General features: G+C 39.9%; 14 protein-coding genes and 1 riboswitch. Of the genes, 6 read left to right on the forward strand and 8 right to left on the reverse strand.

Annotation, left to right across the window (positions count from 1 at the left end; genetic code table 11):
• Positions 1-23: 23 nt before the first annotated feature.
• Together ADM90_RS14625 and ADM90_RS14630 are read right to left on the reverse strand one after the other, a co-directional pair.
• On the reverse strand, positions 24-959 hold the full coding sequence (locus ADM90_RS14625; protein WP_053995698.1) for a sensor histidine kinase: 936 nt from the start codon (positions 957-959) through the stop codon (positions 24-26).
• A complete protein-coding gene (locus ADM90_RS14630) occupies positions 931-1608 on the reverse strand; it encodes a response regulator transcription factor (protein WP_053995741.1) in 678 nt (225 codons plus the stop codon). The genes ADM90_RS14625 and ADM90_RS14630 overlap by 29 nt, the downstream gene beginning before the upstream one ends.
• Before the next feature lie 135 nt (positions 1609-1743).
• Here ADM90_RS14630 and ADM90_RS14635 point away from each other — a divergent pair, with 135 nt between their 5' ends.
• From ADM90_RS14635 to metA, 6 genes are all read left to right on the forward strand, one after another.
• The gene (locus tag ADM90_RS14635; protein WP_235473573.1) at positions 1744-2058 is read left to right on the forward strand and encodes a hypothetical protein; all 315 of its coding nucleotides are present in this window, start codon (positions 1744-1746) and stop codon (positions 2056-2058) included.
• A 237-nt stretch (positions 2059-2295) separates the two neighbouring features.
• Complete coding sequence (locus ADM90_RS14640) at positions 2296-3777, forward strand: TIGR02677 family protein (protein ID WP_235473575.1); 1482 nt, start codon at positions 2296-2298, stop codon at positions 3775-3777.
• On the forward strand, positions 3761-4909 hold the full coding sequence (locus tag ADM90_RS14645; RefSeq protein ID WP_053995700.1) for a TIGR02678 family protein: 1149 nt from the start codon (positions 3761-3763) through the stop codon (positions 4907-4909). Before ADM90_RS14640 ends, ADM90_RS14645 begins: the two co-directional genes overlap by 17 nt.
• On the forward strand, positions 4906-8946 hold the full coding sequence (locus ADM90_RS14650) for a TIGR02680 family protein (RefSeq protein ID WP_053995701.1): 4041 nt from the start codon (positions 4906-4908) through the stop codon (positions 8944-8946). Before ADM90_RS14645 ends, ADM90_RS14650 begins: the two co-directional genes overlap by 4 nt.
• On the forward strand, positions 8939-10180 hold the full coding sequence (locus ADM90_RS14655; RefSeq protein WP_053995702.1) for a TIGR02679 family protein: 1242 nt from the start codon (positions 8939-8941) through the stop codon (positions 10178-10180). Before ADM90_RS14650 ends, ADM90_RS14655 begins: the two co-directional genes overlap by 8 nt.
• A 94-nt stretch (positions 10181-10274) precedes the next feature.
• Positions 10275-10386: riboswitch (SAM riboswitch) on the forward strand.
• Positions 10387-10474: 88 nt separating this feature from the next.
• On the forward strand, positions 10475-11410 hold the full coding sequence (gene metA, locus ADM90_RS14660; RefSeq protein ID WP_053995703.1) for a homoserine O-acetyltransferase MetA: 936 nt from the start codon (positions 10475-10477) through the stop codon (positions 11408-11410).
• A 42-nt stretch (positions 11411-11452) separates the two neighbouring features.
• Here metA and ADM90_RS14665 read toward each other — a convergent pair whose 3' ends face one another.
• The 6 genes from ADM90_RS14665 to plsY all read right to left on the reverse strand — a co-directional run bounded on the left by ADM90_RS14665 (position 11453) and on the right by plsY (position 16590).
• Entirely contained in the window at positions 11453-12562 is a 1110-nt protein-coding gene (locus tag ADM90_RS14665) for a GerAB/ArcD/ProY family transporter (RefSeq protein ID WP_053995704.1), read from the reverse strand.
• Positions 12563-12582: 20 nt separating this feature from the next.
• Entirely contained in the window at positions 12583-12816 is a 234-nt protein-coding gene (locus ADM90_RS14670) for a hypothetical protein (protein ID WP_053995705.1), read from the reverse strand.
• Position 12817: 1 nt separating this feature from the next.
• A complete protein-coding gene (locus tag ADM90_RS14675; RefSeq protein ID WP_053995706.1) occupies positions 12818-14020 on the reverse strand; it encodes a Ger(x)C family spore germination protein in 1203 nt (400 codons plus the stop codon).
• 3 nt (positions 14021-14023) lie between these two features.
• On the reverse strand, positions 14024-15553 hold the full coding sequence (locus tag ADM90_RS14680; RefSeq protein ID WP_053995707.1) for a spore germination protein: 1530 nt from the start codon (positions 15551-15553) through the stop codon (positions 14024-14026).
• Positions 15554-15675: 122 nt separating this feature from the next.
• The gene (locus ADM90_RS14685) at positions 15676-15966 is read right to left on the reverse strand and encodes a HesB/YadR/YfhF family protein (protein ID WP_053995708.1); all 291 of its coding nucleotides are present in this window, start codon (positions 15964-15966) and stop codon (positions 15676-15678) included.
• A 21-nt stretch (positions 15967-15987) separates the two neighbouring features.
• Complete coding sequence (plsY, locus tag ADM90_RS14690; protein WP_053995709.1) at positions 15988-16590, reverse strand: glycerol-3-phosphate 1-O-acyltransferase PlsY; 603 nt, start codon at positions 16588-16590, stop codon at positions 15988-15990.
• Positions 16591-16861 lie beyond the last annotated feature (271 nt).

Raw genomic sequence — 16861 nt, forward strand, 5'->3', positions numbered from 1 at the left:
TCTACATAGTGAATTTCGTGACCTTATCTTTCATTTTCGAAAGATAACATGGCGGTTGTGCCATTTTCTGATGTGATTGTAAGTTGATGATGTAATTTATCGGCAATTTGCTTCGCTAAAAACAGTCCGACACCTGAGGAATTGCGGTAAAGTCGTCCATTTTGTCCTGTGAAAAAGGGATCAAAAATACGTGGTAAATCTTCCTTTGGAATGCCTAATCCTGTGTCTTTGATATAAAGCTGCTTGCCCTCATTGCAAATCAATATTGTTTGCCCATTTTTACTATATTTCACGGCATTTGTGAGAAGCTGTGTAATCAAAAACTTGCACCATTTTTCGTCTGTATAAATAATTTCCTCTGTTAGCGAAACTTTAGGGAAAATGCCTTCATAAATAAAGAGCGTTTTATTGTCCCTTAATACAGCTTCAAGTATTGCTTTTATAGTGGTTTGCTTTGCCATATAATCCTGTACAAAGTCAGCAAGCCGTAGCATTTGCAGGCACTGTTCTAAATTATGGGCCATTTTCTCGCTTTCTTTTAGGATATCCTCCTTTGCCTGTGTATGGTTGCTCTCACTTGCTAGTTGGATAACGTTTACCGAAACTTTTAAATTATGAATCCACTGTGAAATAATAGCGAGCTGTTCTTCGGCTTGTAGGCTTTGTCGATTGAGCTTGTTACGGTATTGCTGATGCACTTCTTGCAATGCTTGAATCGCAATATGCGTATTTTTTACCATAGTGCCTGCCTTAGCACTTGCTAAGTTTTGTTCAAATTGCCATAGCTTCATTGCTTGTATCACGAGTGCAATGATAAGCAAAAAACTGCTTAACACAAAGGGATACCAAGTTTCCGTTAATGTGCCGTATAAATAAAAATACAGTGTGAGCATTGCTGTATTAATAAAGTACAGCAAAATAAACCATTTGCTATTTTGCCATAGGCGGTGTAAAAACATAGCCGACTCCTCTTTTCGTGACAAATGCATCCACAATTTGTAAGGATTTTAGCTTGATTTTCAAGCGTGTCATATTAACGGACAGCGTATTATCATCGACAAAATGCCCATCATCCCAAAGCGCTGTTAGCAAATCTTCTCTTGTGATGACCGTGTGAGGGCTTTGCATAAATAGCTTCATTAATTTAAACTCATTTTTACTAAGCTCTAACACCTCTGTATGATAGGAAAGTTCCATTTTATCACAGTTTAAGACAAGCGCATCAATGGCTAACTGTGTTGTTTGTGGGGTTGCTCTGCGTAGTACCGCCTCGATTTTGGCAAGCAAAATGCCCATGCTAAAGGGCTTCGTCATATAATCATCAGCCCCTTGCGTAATACCCCGAATTTGCTCAGATTCATCACTTCTTGCTGATAAAATAATCAAGGGAGTTGTCAGACGTTTACGCAAAATTTTTGTATAAAAAAAGCCATCATATTGTGGCAAATTAATATCCAATAAAATTAAATCAGGCTGAATTTCTTCAATTTGCATAAGCACATCGCCAAACTCATCAATTAAAAAAACCGTATATTGGTTGGCTTGTAAATATTCCTTGATGTATTTTTTTAACAGCTCATCATCTTCAACTACTGCGATTTTTGTCATGGTTTCACCTCGCATTAATGATACACTATAAAGACATTTCCTCCTACAGTGAAAAGGTTAAGAAACACGTTCGATGAGAAATACACAGATCTCCTGTCGCACCATCTCTTTCTTTTCGTTCCTGTAGTAAAGCCTATGAATGATGGCACACCGTATGTTATCAATTATATTGATGATTTTAATAAGCAGTTTTTACCGAATAGGGAGGGGCATATTACAATCGAGGAGCTTGAGAAATGGTTGAAATGGCGCACTTTCCCTCCTACTCGTGCTAATGCGGCTGAATTGTTGGAAAGTCTTGGTATGCAGGCGTTTAATCGGTGGGGTATTGTGCGAAAAACGCATGGGGTGATGGCGGATGATGAAATTTGGTTGCGATTTGATGGAGAAACATTAACACATAGAGATGTTTGTTTGCGAAAAAACCTTTATTATCCTGAAGAAGCTTAATGCATAGCAACGAGCGAAAATGGATGAGGTAACACGCTGAAATTTGCAATTTGTGTTAACCTTGCTGTATTTTTTGAGCATGATTACTAAAAAGTCAATTTAGACCAAAAACTTTGGTCTAAATTGACTTTTTAGTTGATGGAGTATATACGCCACTTCGACAAATACTAGCATCTACCGCCTTTCTTCGCTACAATAAGGCTAAAATAAAAAGAAAGCAGGAGAATTATGAGCCGGATGATGAAGCGAGTGGTGGAAGCGAGTTATTTGACTGCACAATCTGCCGCACACTACCGCACAATTTTGCGTTATTTTTATGATCAGCATGAGCGTATGCGTGATTTTATTACGCCTGAGGAAATTCTTCAGCATTTACGAACGATTCCCCAATTTGAACAGTATGACGAAGAACAGCTACATCAGCAGTTAGCGCAGCTTGTCGAATGGAATAACTTGACGGCACGTCAGGATATGACGAATGCGCGTACTATTGAGGAGTATAAAAAGAAACGTTTCCGTTATCAGCCAACGCCTTATACAATTGAAATTGAGCGTATGTTAATTGAGCTTGAGAAGATGGTAGACGATACGTTTAAAGGGTCGCTAGAGCGCTCGCAATTTGAACGTTTATTGGAGACGTTGCAAAAGCTAGAAGCAAAGCCGATGACACCTGATGCTTGTATGGCATTGTGGGAGGATATTCTTCAGTACTTTAAAACAATTCGTACAAGCACTGCGGATTATATTGCTTATATTAATAGTGAAAAGACAGACCAACGTATGCAGACGGAGGCATTTTTAATTTATAAGGCACAATTTACGAGTTATTTGCGCGATTTTATTGTGTCATTGCAGAAAACGTCATTTCAAATTGTTGAGTTGTTACAAAAGTTATCACTTGAAGTGATGCAGCCGTTTTTTCGAGAGCTTGTCAATAAGGAACGGTTGATTCCTCGCCTTGAGGAAATTCAACTGACAGATGAGGAATTATGTCAGCAGTATGAACAGTATTGGCAGTCTATCCAGCGCTGGTTTTTAGAAGTGGGCGGAGAAAAGAGCGAGCTTGAAATATTGCAATGGCAAACGAATGAGATGATTCGCCGCATTACTCGTTATGTACAACGATTAGGAGAGCGTCAGCATCATTTTAAAAGCCGCCGCAATGACTATATTCATTTAGCGAAATGGTTTGGAGACTGTGAAAATGTAGCAGATGCACATAAGCTTTCTTCCGTTGTTTTTGGCATGATGCAAGTGCAACATATTCAGTTAAAAACCTATACAACAGACGATTTACATAGTGATACATGGGATGAAAAGCCAGAGCTTGTGTCAATGAAACCACGTACAAATCGTTATCGTGAGAAAACAAAAGCAACGGGTACAATGTTGCAAACAGCGCAAAAGCAGAAGCAGCGTGAGCAGTATTTACAGGAACGTCAGCAACAAGAGATGGTGCTTTCTTCTTATTTTAACGAGGGCTATGTGCAATTATCACAACTTCATGAGGTCGAGTCATTTGTACGGAAGTTGTTACTTAGCTGGATGGCAAAGGCACGTACCAATCAACAAGGGCTTGTTAAAACAGAAAACGGCATGTTATTGCGTGTGCATGTTCTACAGGAAAACATCGTATTACATGCAGAGGATGGGCAACTGTCTATGCCAGATGTGCGTTTTGAGTTAGTGAAGGAGGGGGAGCATGGAGGGGCTATTTGATGAAAAGGCTGTGCAAGGGCTCGATTATTTGCTACATCATTTTTGGGTATTGCGCAAAGAGAACCCAGCGATGTATCAGTTGATTCGTGAGCGTCAAAAAGTATTGAAGCGCTATGCGAATGACAAGCTCGGCTTGCACTTACATATACGCCAACACTTTATTAAACTTGAAAAAATACCGATTGTGCCTGAGCGCTGGATGGGTATTCAGACATTTCAAACGCCAATGGATTATATGATTTTCTGCTATGCATTAGCATTTATCGAAGGCAAAAGCATTGAGGAGCAGTTTTTACTATCGGAATTATGTGAGAATATTCGGGCGATTGGTTATGAGCAAATTGAGCTAGATTGGACAGTGTATCAGCATCGTAAAGCCTTAATTCGTGTGATGAAAATATTGGTAGACTTGCATTTAATTGCAACAATTGATGGGGATGTACAAGGTTTTGACCATCATGAAAATCAAGAGGTATTGTATGAAGTCACGATTTATAGCCGTTATTTTATGCGGGCATTTCCTGAAGAATTTACCCAGTATGAGCATGTCCAGCAATTAATCGAAGGCGACCGCAATATGTTGGGTGAAGATGAAAGACGCAAGCGAGTATATCGGCAATTATTTACCTCACCAGCCATATATCGACAAGATGGGCAAGACCAAGACTTTTTATATATTCGTAATTTCCGTAATCGCATTAATGATGATATTGAACGGCATAGTGATTTTAAATTACATGTTTTTAAAAATGTAGCATTTTTATCGGTCACAGAGCCGAAAAAGTATTATGACCTATTCCCAAATACACGGGCAATAACAGATATCCTGTTACAGCTGTCCCATTATTTACATACGCATTTAGCAAGCTATCCACCGCGGGAAAATGGCGATATTGTGTTGACAGAGGGGCAACTCCAAGCAGTACTTGAAGAAATACGTGAGCAGTTAGGCGAGGGCTGGGCAAAATTATATCGCGATAAAACAACAGCAGCGGTGCGTGAGGAAGTTGTGGAGGAGCTAATGAATTGGCGGATGGCGACACTTGATGATGGCTTTGTACATATCCATGCATTGCTGGGCGTTTTGGCAGGTACATACCCACCAGACTATCAAAAGGAGGCTGAAAAATGACAAAATGGCAAATGAACCGAGCGGGCTTGCTGAATTTTTGGTATTACGATGATGAAATTTTTTCTTTTGAGCAAGGAAAATTGTTGTTACGTGGAACAAATGGTTCGGGAAAGTCAGTGACGATGCAAAGCTTTATTCCTGTGTTGTTGGATGGCAGAAAAACAGCGGACCGATTAGACCCATTTGGTTCGAAAGCACGTAAAATGAGCGATTACTTGCTTGGCGAGGAGGAAATTTCTAAGCGTGAGGAGCGTACAGGCTATCTGTTTATTGAATATAAGATGGCTGATTCGGAGCAATATATAACGACAGGCATTGGTATGCAGGCACGTCGCCATAAAGATTTGAAGTCATGGTATTTCGTGCTGACCGATAATCGTCGGATTGGCATTGATTTTGAACTTGCGCATCGTAGTAAAGCGGAAATTATCCCTTTCTCACAAAAGGAGTTGCAAAATCGTGTCGGAGTTGGTGGGGTAGTGGTCGATTCACAAAAGGACTATGCCGAGCTTGTCAATAAATATATTTTTGGCTTTGAAACGATGGAGGCTTATGAAGATTTAGTGAAGTTGTTAATTCAACTGCGTGCACCGAAGCTATCAAAGGATTTTAAACCAACTGTTATTTATGAAATTTTAGAATCTGCTTTGCCGCCATTAACGGATGATGAATTGCGCCATTTATCCGATACGATTGAAAGTATGGATCAAACGCAGCAACAGTTGGAGCAATTAACGATCGAATATGAAGCCAATACAAAAATTTTAAAAAAGTACCATGCTTACAATGAATATATTTTAGCAGAACGTGCATTCAAAGTAGTTGCTGTGGAGGGGCGATTGAAAAAAGCTGAAGAGGCGCGTATGACAAAGCAACAGCAGTTGGATGAAGTGCGTGAAACTGCGAAACAGCTTAAAGAAGAAGAACGTCATGTGCAACGTGATTTAACTGTAGCAATGGATGAGGAGGAGCGTCTTCGTTCGCATAAAGTATGGGATTTACAAAATAGTTTAACGAATAAAAAGCAAGAACATCATGAAACGATGGCTACTATAAAAAAGCTAAGCAATCGAAAAAGTGATGAGGAAACCAAGCGTATCAAGCTATTACATAGGTTGCGCGACCAGCAGGACGAGCTTTCCTCTACTGAAAAAGAGCAACGAGAAACACTACAGGAAATGCACGACTTAGCACAAGATGCAGCGTTTCAGGCACATGCTTTAAATGTTGATAGTTTGGCACGTGGTACGATGGAGTTTGCCTATTGGGGGCAAGAGGTGGAGCAGCATAAAGAGCAGCTACGCCAGATGAAAAAGCTCGTGTCTGAGCAGTTATGTTTAGCGGAGGAAGACCGTAAGCTAGAGCGTGCTTCTTCCGAAAAAACGAGGCAAATTGATATGTTGCAAAAAGAATTGGAGCAGGCAGGTCACTGGTATGATGAGGAGTTACATCAACTGAAGACAGCGCTATTTGTTTGGATGCAAAAGCATGACAAATTAGCATTTACTGCAGAAGAACAGCAGAAAATTTCACATATCTTGAATAAAATGTATAATGAAGCACCTTATCATGAGGTGACAAATATATTAATGGCTGCACTCAATAATTATCGTGCTGAGTTGACAGTTGAGCGCACAGCCAATGAAGTGGCACAGCGACAAAACGAGCTTGCGTTACAGGACAAGCAACAGCAGCTTGAAAAATTGCGCAATGAGGAATTAGCAGAGCCACAGCGTGTGGTGGGAACGGTGTTATTTCGGGAGCAGCTTGTACAGCAACAAATCCCGTTTGTGCCATTATATGCGGCTGTAGAGTTTCAACCGCATATAACAGATGAACAAAAAAGTCGCTTAGAGGCGGCACTTGCAACGACAGGTGTGCTGGATAGTTTAATTTCACCACAAACTTTCGAGGTGACGGAGGATGCCCTAATTTTACCAAATGCCCAGTTATTTGGTCATACACTTGCTGATTTTTTACAACCAGACGTCGATGTGGATGGCATTTCAGTAACACTTGTCGATGAAGTGTTGCGCAGTATTCCCGTTGAACAAAATAGTGAAGGCTTTTCTGTGGATGAGCGCGGTTTTTATCGAATTGGTTGTGTCAGTGGACATGCTCCACAGCAAGGTCCCTCAAAATACATTGGACGTGCATCGCGCAAACGTTATCAGCAAGAGCAAATAGAGCTTGTATTGGCAGAAATAACAGACTTGCAGAATCGCCAAGCGCAACTTGTCAAGATGCAGGAGGAAATTATGCAGACATTTGATGATGTGATGCGCTGGCAGCAAGCAATCCCATCTGACCGTACTGTTTATGATATTTATGAGGAAATGGTGCAAACGAAAAACAAGCAAAAGGGATTGAAGGAACAATTGCAACTGATTGACCAAGAGTGGCAGACTGTCAGACAAAGTTTGCGTGATATTCGTCAACAGCTGCTTGAAGTAAAGGATACATTGAATATTGCCCAAACGAAAGACGCCATCAATGAAGCACTTCAAGTGATGGATACTTATTTAAAGGAGCTAAATAATTTACGCTTTGCGATTTTAAATCAACAAAATTTGCATGACCGTATACGCGATGGGCAGTTTCAGCTTGAGGAAGTACAAGCGAAAATTGATGAATATCACGATGAATTTGTCGATGCGGAAAATAGGCTTGATAAAATTATAGCGGAAATTTCTTCAATCGAAACACAGCTAAAGCTTGAAGGAGCCGATGCAATCACGGCACGCATTGCAGAACTCCAAGCAACATTACAACAATTGAAAACACGTGATGATGAGATTCGCAAGGCGTTGCCAACATGTGAGGCACAGCAAACATTATTATCTACGCAACTTGAAAATGCTGACAAGGAAGTTACTTTTGCGAAATATATGTATGCACAGTGGCAAAAAGCGTTACAGGACGAACTAGATTTAGCATTTATCGCTTTGGAGGACAAAACACCACAAGCGATTGATAAGCAATTGAAAGCAGCTTTGCAACACGACCGTGTAAAACTTCAAGAGCAATTATCGAAAATCATCAATGAAGAGATGAATGCTTTAGCTGAGTATCATGTCAGCAGTTATTTAAAGGAAACGGAGATGCTAGCAGCATTTGCTATGCTAGAGGATGATCGTGTAGAAGGCTTTACACAGTTACGAGGACGTCGCATTATAGAGCTTGAATATCGTGGACAGCGTGTAAGCCCATATACAATAGATCGTGCACTGACCGCAGAGTTAGAGGAACGCCGCCATTATTTAGATGCACAAGACCGCGAGTTGTACGAGGATATTATCGTTAATTCAGTTGGCAGAATTTTACGTCAGCGCGTTGCTCGTGCACAACAATGGGTGAAGGAAATGGATCAAATTATGGCACAGCGCGACAACTCATCGGGACTTATTTTTTCGATTAGCTGGAAGCCGCGCACTGCGGAAGGGGAGAACGAGCTTGATACAAAAGATCTCGTGCAACTACTACAGCGTAAAAGTAGCTTTTTAAGTGAAGAAGATTTGCAAAAAATTACAAAGCATTTCCGTTCACGTATTGAAAGTGCGAAGGAAATTATTGGTCTACGCAATGAGGGCAATACATTGCATCAAGTATTAAAAGAGGTGTTGGATTACCGTAAATGGTTTTCCTTTGTTTTATCATATACACGCCAAAACGAAACGAAAAAAGAGTTAACGAACAATGCCTTTTACAAATTCAGTGGTGGGGAAAAGGCTATGGCGATGTATATTCCGCTATTTACGGCTGCTTATTCTCGCTATAAGGAAGCAGATGCCATGGCGCCATATATCATTTCGTTAGACGAGGCTTTTGCAGGTGTCGATGAGCAAAATATTCGAGATATGTTTGAAGTAGTCGAGCAGCTTGGCTTTAATTATATTATGAATTCACAAGTCATTTGGGGCGACTATGACACGGTTTCAAGTTTAGCGATCTCGGAGCTAGTTAGACCGAAAAACGCGGATTTCGTCACGGTATTAAACTATGTATGGAATGGTAAGGAACGTGTATTGAATGGCTAATCTATCCGCATTTCATCATGCTGCATTTCATAAACTATTTGTGTTGTTTAAGAAAAAATATTACTCGTTGGGCAGAATGCGCGGAACTGTTTCATTGCGTACATTTAACGCAGAGGAAATAGAGGAAATTGCAGGCTTTTTAGCGGTGTCACCTGCTTTTTTACAACGCAAGGGTAGCATAGTGTTAGCGCAATTTGAAGAAAAGCTTGCCACCTCCGCTTTCCATGATTTATCGCTCGTGCAGCTAGTCGAAGCCATATTAAATGAGCCACTTACTACAAAAGAACAAGAACAAACAACAAAGCTACAAAGTGAAGAACAATTTGTTTGTCAGCTTCGCTTAGTATTAGCATCATTGCCACAATGGTTGGCACGAATTTTGGAGAAACTACCAGATAGCCGCTTTATTTGGCAACAGCAAGCATCTATTTTACCTGCTATTCAATGTGTGGCACAGGCAATCAAAAATCGGCTACCGGCAGGGCAATTTGAACGTCTACCAATTTTCGCACAGCGTACAACGGGCAATCCACATGCCTTCGATGCACAAACACTATATGGAAGGTTACTTCTTCATGCGGCATTTAGTTTGAATGAAGGAGAATTCCCAAAAACAAGTGAAGAACGCAGTGAGTTATTAGCAACATTAGGGATTGTACAAGATGATTTATGGAATTTTGTGACTTGTCAAGGTTTGCGTGCTTTTGAGAAAGGGCAGGAGAATGCTGTATGGAAAGCGGCTATTCAAGAAAACAGTGTGTTGAATATGCCGATGCGTGAGCTAATGAAAATTGACTTTGTTCAGCCGGTTACGGGCGAAGCGGTATGGGTTGTTGAAAATTCTGGTGTTGCATCGACATTAATGGACGCACACCCAACCGCACCGATTCTTTGTACACATGGTCAGCTACGCATGGCTAGTTGGCGATTACTTGATTTGCTTGCTGAAAATGTCGAAATTTACTATGCAGGTGATTTAGACCCAGAAGGCTTACTGATTGCCCAGAAAATTAGTAGGCGTTATGGGGAACGTGTCGTGCTTTGGCGCATGGATGAGGCTTGTTACGAGCAAGGGTTAGCTGAACCATTAGCCGATGTGCAATTATTAAAGTTGAAAAATATCAAGATTGCTCCATCTCTTGTTGCGCGCATGCAGCAAGAGAAGCGTGCGGCATATCAGGAAGCATGGTTAGCGTGGTTGGTAGATGATATTCGTTTGCTAATGAAAAATTAGGGATGAAGCTAAATAGGCTGTTTTTCAACAGAGGAATGCTAAACCCTATTGTCAAATATTTTAAATAGTGCTACAATTCGATGTAGTTAAATAAACCTTATCAAGAGAAAGCAGAGGGATTTGGCCCGATGACGCTTCAGCAACCTCTAACAACAGTTAGAAAGGTGCTAATTCCAGCAAAGGATTTATCCTTTGAGAGATAAGAGTGGACGTGAAAAAATCCTTCTCATTCTATCTCGTATGGAATGAGGGGGATTTTTTAATTGTAAGCAATAACAGAGAGGGGAATGCAAGATGCCAATTAATATTCCGAAAAATTTACCAGCTGGAGAACATTTACGTGAGGAAAAAATCTTCGTGATGGAAGAGGATCGCGCAAGAACACAGCAAATTCGTCCGTTAAGTATATTAATTTTAAATTTAATGCCTGAAAAAGAAAAAACAGAGCTGCAATTGCTACGCTTATTAGGGAATACGCCACTCCAGGTCAATATTACCTTTTTAAATACGGCGACACATAAATCAAAGAATGTGAGTAAATCGCATTTACAGCTATTTTACACAACATTCTCGCAAATTCGTCATCGCCGCTATGATGGCATGATTATTACAGGAGCGCCTGTTGAGAAAATGGAATTTGAGGACGTGAACTATTGGCAAGAAATAAAGGAAATTATGGATTGGTCCAAAACTAATGTGACATCTGTTCTTCATATTTGTTGGGGAGCACAGGCAGCACTCTATCATCATTATGGTATTGGTAAGTTCGAGCTTCCTGCTAAATGCTCAGGGGTTTATTCCCATGTTATTACCGATTTAACGGTTGATTTAGTGCGTGGTTTTAGCGATTTGTTTACAGCGCCGCATTCACGCCATACTTCTGTCTCCATTGACGAGGTACGTAATCACCCTGATTTACGCTTATTGTCCTATTCAGAGGATGCAGGAGTCTTTATTGTACAATCGAAGGATAATAAAAATATTATGATTACAGGTCACTTAGAGTATGATGCGACAACTTTGGCGGATGAATATCATCGTGATATTGCGAAGGGGCTTGATACGGCAGTGCCTGTCAATTATTTCCCGAATGATGACCCAGCACAAGCGCCCATTAATACATGGCGTGCCCATACACATTTATTATTTTCAAACTGGCTGAACTACTATGTTTACCAAGAAACACCGTACGAATGGGATTTAGTAGAAGAGCTTGAATACCATATTTAGCACATCCATAAAGTCTAATTTCTTCTTGCCATGCAGAGGAAATTAGACTTCTTCTTCCTTTTGTGACTTTGGCTTTCGAATAGCAGCCACGATCAGCAGTAGAACAGGCAGTAAAATCATCACAATAAATGATAGAATAGGCCAAATCTCATTATTGTAATTATTGAAATGAATAATATTTGGATGCACAATTTGCGATAGTCCCAGTATCATTAAGCCCATTGGCAAAATAATTGGCCGATGATCCTTGATATTTAATATTTGTGCAAGTCCTACCACACTTACATAAAAGTACATAAATGTCCGAATATAAAGAGTTGTAAGCCACATAAAAGCCATTATCACTTCAATACGCTGCAAAAAATTACCGATTGATATTCTTTGTGCAAGTGCATAGCTAGGAAATGTTCGAGCAGCGGTGTTATCGGGTCCTAAGACAAGTATGCAGAGTGTTACCATTGTTGTGAGCACAATCCCACCAATAATAGTGCCCATATAAAAGCCTTTTTGTACAGAATGCTGAACATTGACCGTTATTGGATAAAGCATTAATAGCACCACTAATGGAAATGAGAAGATACTTAAAAAGCGTGTAATACTATAGAGCATGGACGCTTTAGTAGCCTCTAACATTGGCTGTATATTGTCAAACGTAATTTGTGGGGCAATACAAATCACGAAAAAAATAAAAATTAAGAAAAACAGTGGAAAGAGAATTTCAGCAGAACGTGCAAATGTTTCAATACCTAAGTAGGCTGCATACATAATAATAATACTAAACAGCAGGGCAAAGGCCATCGTAGGTGTTTCTGGCATAACCTCTGTTTGCATAAAAATACCAATAAAATATAATAATTCGCCTGTTGAAAGAATGGTTGTAATTAAAAAGCAAATTGTTGTGATCGTGCCAAAAAAGCGGCCTAAAATTTGCTTATTTGCCTCAACAAATGTCAGGGTAGGTGTTTGTTTAGCTAGGGTTAGCAATAATTTCACGATGAGTAAACTGAGTATGACACCAATACCTGCCGCAATCCACGCATCTTGCTTGGCCATATTCGTAATGCTGGCAGGTATAATTAAGATAGCCGTACCGATGGAATAGAGTATCGTAATAATAGTGAATTGTCTTGAACTGATCATTTCTTTTTCCATCTCATGTCTCCTTCATGTAGCTATTTGGTGAATGAAACAATATACTCTTTAATAGGTGTAAGGATAAAGGTAATAACGTCTAATGGACTTGGAATATTGATTTTAAGGGCGATGCCTATATTTAAAGCTGTACCAATCAGTAAGAGGATAGAAAAAACCACAACCGTCTTTGTCTCCTGTTGCTTTTTTAGCTTTGGTATCATGAGAAAAGCAATAATAATGGAGAGTAGGACAAACGCTATTGCTAGAATCAAACTATTCTTCCTCCTTTGGCATATTTAATAAGGAGTTTTGTAGGGTACCTACACCTTGTGTTTTCACCTTTACATCAATATTGACCTGCAATTCTGGAAAAATAGTAGGCCAATCCCCTTTGATTTTTTTCCACTGCTTTGCATCAGCTCGATGTAGGGCATCACAAAATCCCAAAATATCGACTTGATAGTATTGTTGAATCGTCTCTAATGTTTTTTCAATTCGTTTCTGAATGCCCTGCGCGGTCTTTTGATTAATATAATCCATGGTAGCACTTTCCATGAGATTGATCGTACAGCCCACTTCATCCACATTTTGAATAATATTGATTTGTACATCAATTTTTGGTGCTCCACGCTCAAAAGTACCTTTTATTTTGGTATGGGATTGCGTGATTTCCATAGACAAAGTTCCTTTTTCAGGACAGGCGATTCTTTCCACCGTACTTTTAATGGTGTCGTTCAGAAAGCTAATGCTTTTACTATCTTCCTCTGATAGTAATCCCACGAATTGATTGTCTTTAAAAACAGCTAAACCTGCATACTGTAGCCAAGCAGAGGTTTTTACCCGTTGTACATTTGTTTGATCCATTCCTAATTTCCTATCACCATGGATTTCAATAGCTGTAAGAATGGCACCTCTCTCTTCTTTATGAAGCATATCGACTAATTCATCTATATTGACAGCAATTGTAGAGCCCCAAGCTTTTTCAGAGGTTCGCAGAGAATTGACCATTTTATTGGCAGGTATTTTTTCAATGGGTGTTAGTATATTTAACACTTCCTTCGCTGTCGCCTCATAGGACATAATGACATCGAAATCATTTCGAAATTCATGATCTCGTGCAATTAAATCAAGTGATTCATCAATCCCTTCTTTTGCAAGGTCCTCTCCTAACACAACGACTTGAAGATGGGAAAAATACGGCTTTCTGGCCGCAACCGTTGTCATTTTTCGGATTGCCTCAAAGATAGTCTCACCCTGTGCATGATAGGTAATGACTGGGGCGCGCTGAGTGGAGACCTGTCGTACAGAAATCTCACTAGGATCAACAATTTGCACCGTTATTTCATAGTGATCCTCGACTTTATCGATGCCAAGTGCTACGACAATCGCTAATTCATTTAATTCACGTTTACTCCAGCATCCACTTAGAAGCAAGGTAAGGATGCATAGTAAACCAATCCCTTTTACTTTAGCCATATCTTATTCCTTTCGACCTTTGCGATTGATATAGGCATGCGCTCTTACCATATTTTTTTGATTGATCAGGCGAGGTCGTGTTCGCAACCATCTGCGTGGGAACAGCAAAAATGCATCCTTTTGGTCCTTTAGGATAAATGGGGCAAATGGACTTAAATAAGGTATACCGAATGTACGAATGCTACATAGATGAAGAATAATAAGCATAATGCCAAACATCACACCAAATAAGCCAAACATAGCAGCTACAATCATGAGGGGAAAGCGTAGCACACGAATAGTATTTGATAAGCCATAAGCTGGAAATAAAAAGCTGCAAATCGCTGTCAAGGCTACAATAATAACCATTACGGCTGACACAACCCCAGCATCTACAGCTGCCTGCCCAATAACAAGTGTACCAACAATGGAGACAGCAGGCCCAATCGTTCTTGGCATACGAAGTCCTGCCTCCCGTAATATTTCAAAGGCTACCTCCATAATAAGAGCTTCTACTACAGCAGGAAAGGGCACGCCTTCTCGTTGGGCAGCAATACTAATCAGCATTGGTGTTGGTAGCATTTCCTGATGAAAGGTGGTAATCGCTACATAGAGCGAGGGAGCGACTAAGGCTAGGCTAATACCAAAAAATCGCAATATACGAATGAGTGAGCTAATAAACCAGTGCTGGTAGTAATCTTCTGCTGATTGTAGAAAAGATGTAAATAATGCAGGTACAACCAAAACAAAGGGGGTACCATCAACAATTATTGCTATTTTGCCTTCTAATAATTCGCCAGCAATGACATCAGGGCGCTCAGAATTATAGATAGTGGGAAAGATAGAGGTTTTAGCATCTTGAATATAATCCTCAATATAGCCACTTTCTAGTATGCTATCTGTATCAATGCGATCTAAACGTGCTAATACCTCAGCGACAATTTTATCATTAGCAATGCCATTGATATACACGATGGCTACATCTGTTTGTGTGACATCGCCAATTACACGAGACTTTATCCAAAGATTAGGACTTTTAATTTTGCGACGAATTAATGCTGTATTGGTACGCAATGTTTCCGTAAAGGCTTCCTTTGGCCCTCTAATCACTGATTCGGTGGAGGGCTCAGTGACAGCACGATCTCTAGCATGTTTTGTGTTTGTAGTAAAGCCTGATGCTAAGCCGTCCAACAGGATTACGGTTTCGCCATTAAGAATCGCTTGATAGAGTGCTGTAAAATATTCGACATTGGCGATGTCACCAACTGTTAAAAAGGAATTTCGGATATGTTGATGAATGGTGGAAATATCAAACTCATGCTCTTCCTCGCTATACATCATCAGCTTATCAATCACTGCATCCGCAATCATCGTTTTATCGACTAAGCCATCAATAGCAATCATGGCCAGGGTATGGTGGCCAACGGTTATTTTACGTACCATGATATCGTTACTATGACCAAGTGTATGATCAATTATCTTTAGATTTTTTTCTAGGGATTCGTTTAATACTTCATGGAATGGGGAGGTATTGGTATTGTTAGACAGAGACATGTGCGTTCCTCCTCAAATGGACGTTCATTATTTATAGAATAGACAACTTTAGAAGGAGATAAACGAAGGAAGCCATTAAAAAACAGTATATCTCCCACGTAGCTCGAAGGAGATATACTGCTTTATGTACGATAGTCGTATTGTAATTCATCATTATTTGTATCAACGTCTACATATAAACTATGCTCGTTGAAAAACCATAAGTCCTTTTCCTCAATGTAATAGGTTACATCATCAATAACGGTTTCAACACCAATCGCAATTGGCTCCTCACGTGTCATACCGAGTGAAAAGCCCTCATGAAAGGGGCTAGAGCCGCCATAGCGAGCATAAAAACGAATTGTATCACCAGGCTCGACTTCCATCTCTTGTTTAAACCATTGTAGCGCTTGATCTGTTAATGCAATATCCATACGTATATGCTCCTCTCTTCTTTAAAGCCATTTTACCTTTGGCTCCGTGCCATTTTTAATACGGCCAATATTGGCACGGTGACGATAAATAATAAAGGTAAATAAAAAGGCTACTAGGATGCCTAATGCAAAATCGCCCGTAACAAAATAATAAACGATTGCATAAATAAGTGCTACTAATGCGGCGATCATCGAGGTTAAGCTAACGATTTTTGTTATTTTTAAGGTCACAATAAATGTTATAAATAACAGGACAAATAGGGGCCATGAATAACCAAGTAACACACCGGCAGAGGTTGCCACCGCTTTTCCACCGCGGAAATTAGCAAAGATAGGGAACATATGACCAATTACTGCAACTAGACCAAGCACTAATGGATGGATAGGGCTGTCTGCGAAAACGGGCAATGATACTAGTAAAACAGCCGCTGTTCCCTTTAAAACATCCATCACCGTGACAACAATCCCTGCTTTTTTCCCTAATATTCGAAAGGTATTGGTTGCACCAAGGTTACCGCTTCCATGCTCACGAATATCTGTATGATAAAAAAGTTTGCCTATCCATAGCCCAGAAGGTATAGAGCCAATTAGATAAGCGCATAAAATAATAAATCCATTCACCATAAGGTAGACACCTTTCCTTCACTTGATACGAATAGTTTGTCACAAGTATTTTACACTTTTTCTTGTGAATCTACAATGTTCGGAAGGAGAATTCACAGGAAGCCTTGAATTCAAATAGTTAGACAATCCAATCATTAGAGAGCGGCAACGCAAAGATAGGGATAATGGTCATTTTGTCAATTGTTCCTTCCTTTGATAGAATAGAAGTCTATCTCTAACATGTTTGCTGATGATGTATAGAGGATTGGTGTGTAGCTTATTTTGCAACTAA

Source organism: Lysinibacillus macroides (genome assembly GCF_001281525.1).
Lineage (GTDB): Bacteria > Bacillota > Bacilli > Bacillales_A > Planococcaceae > Lysinibacillus > Lysinibacillus macroides.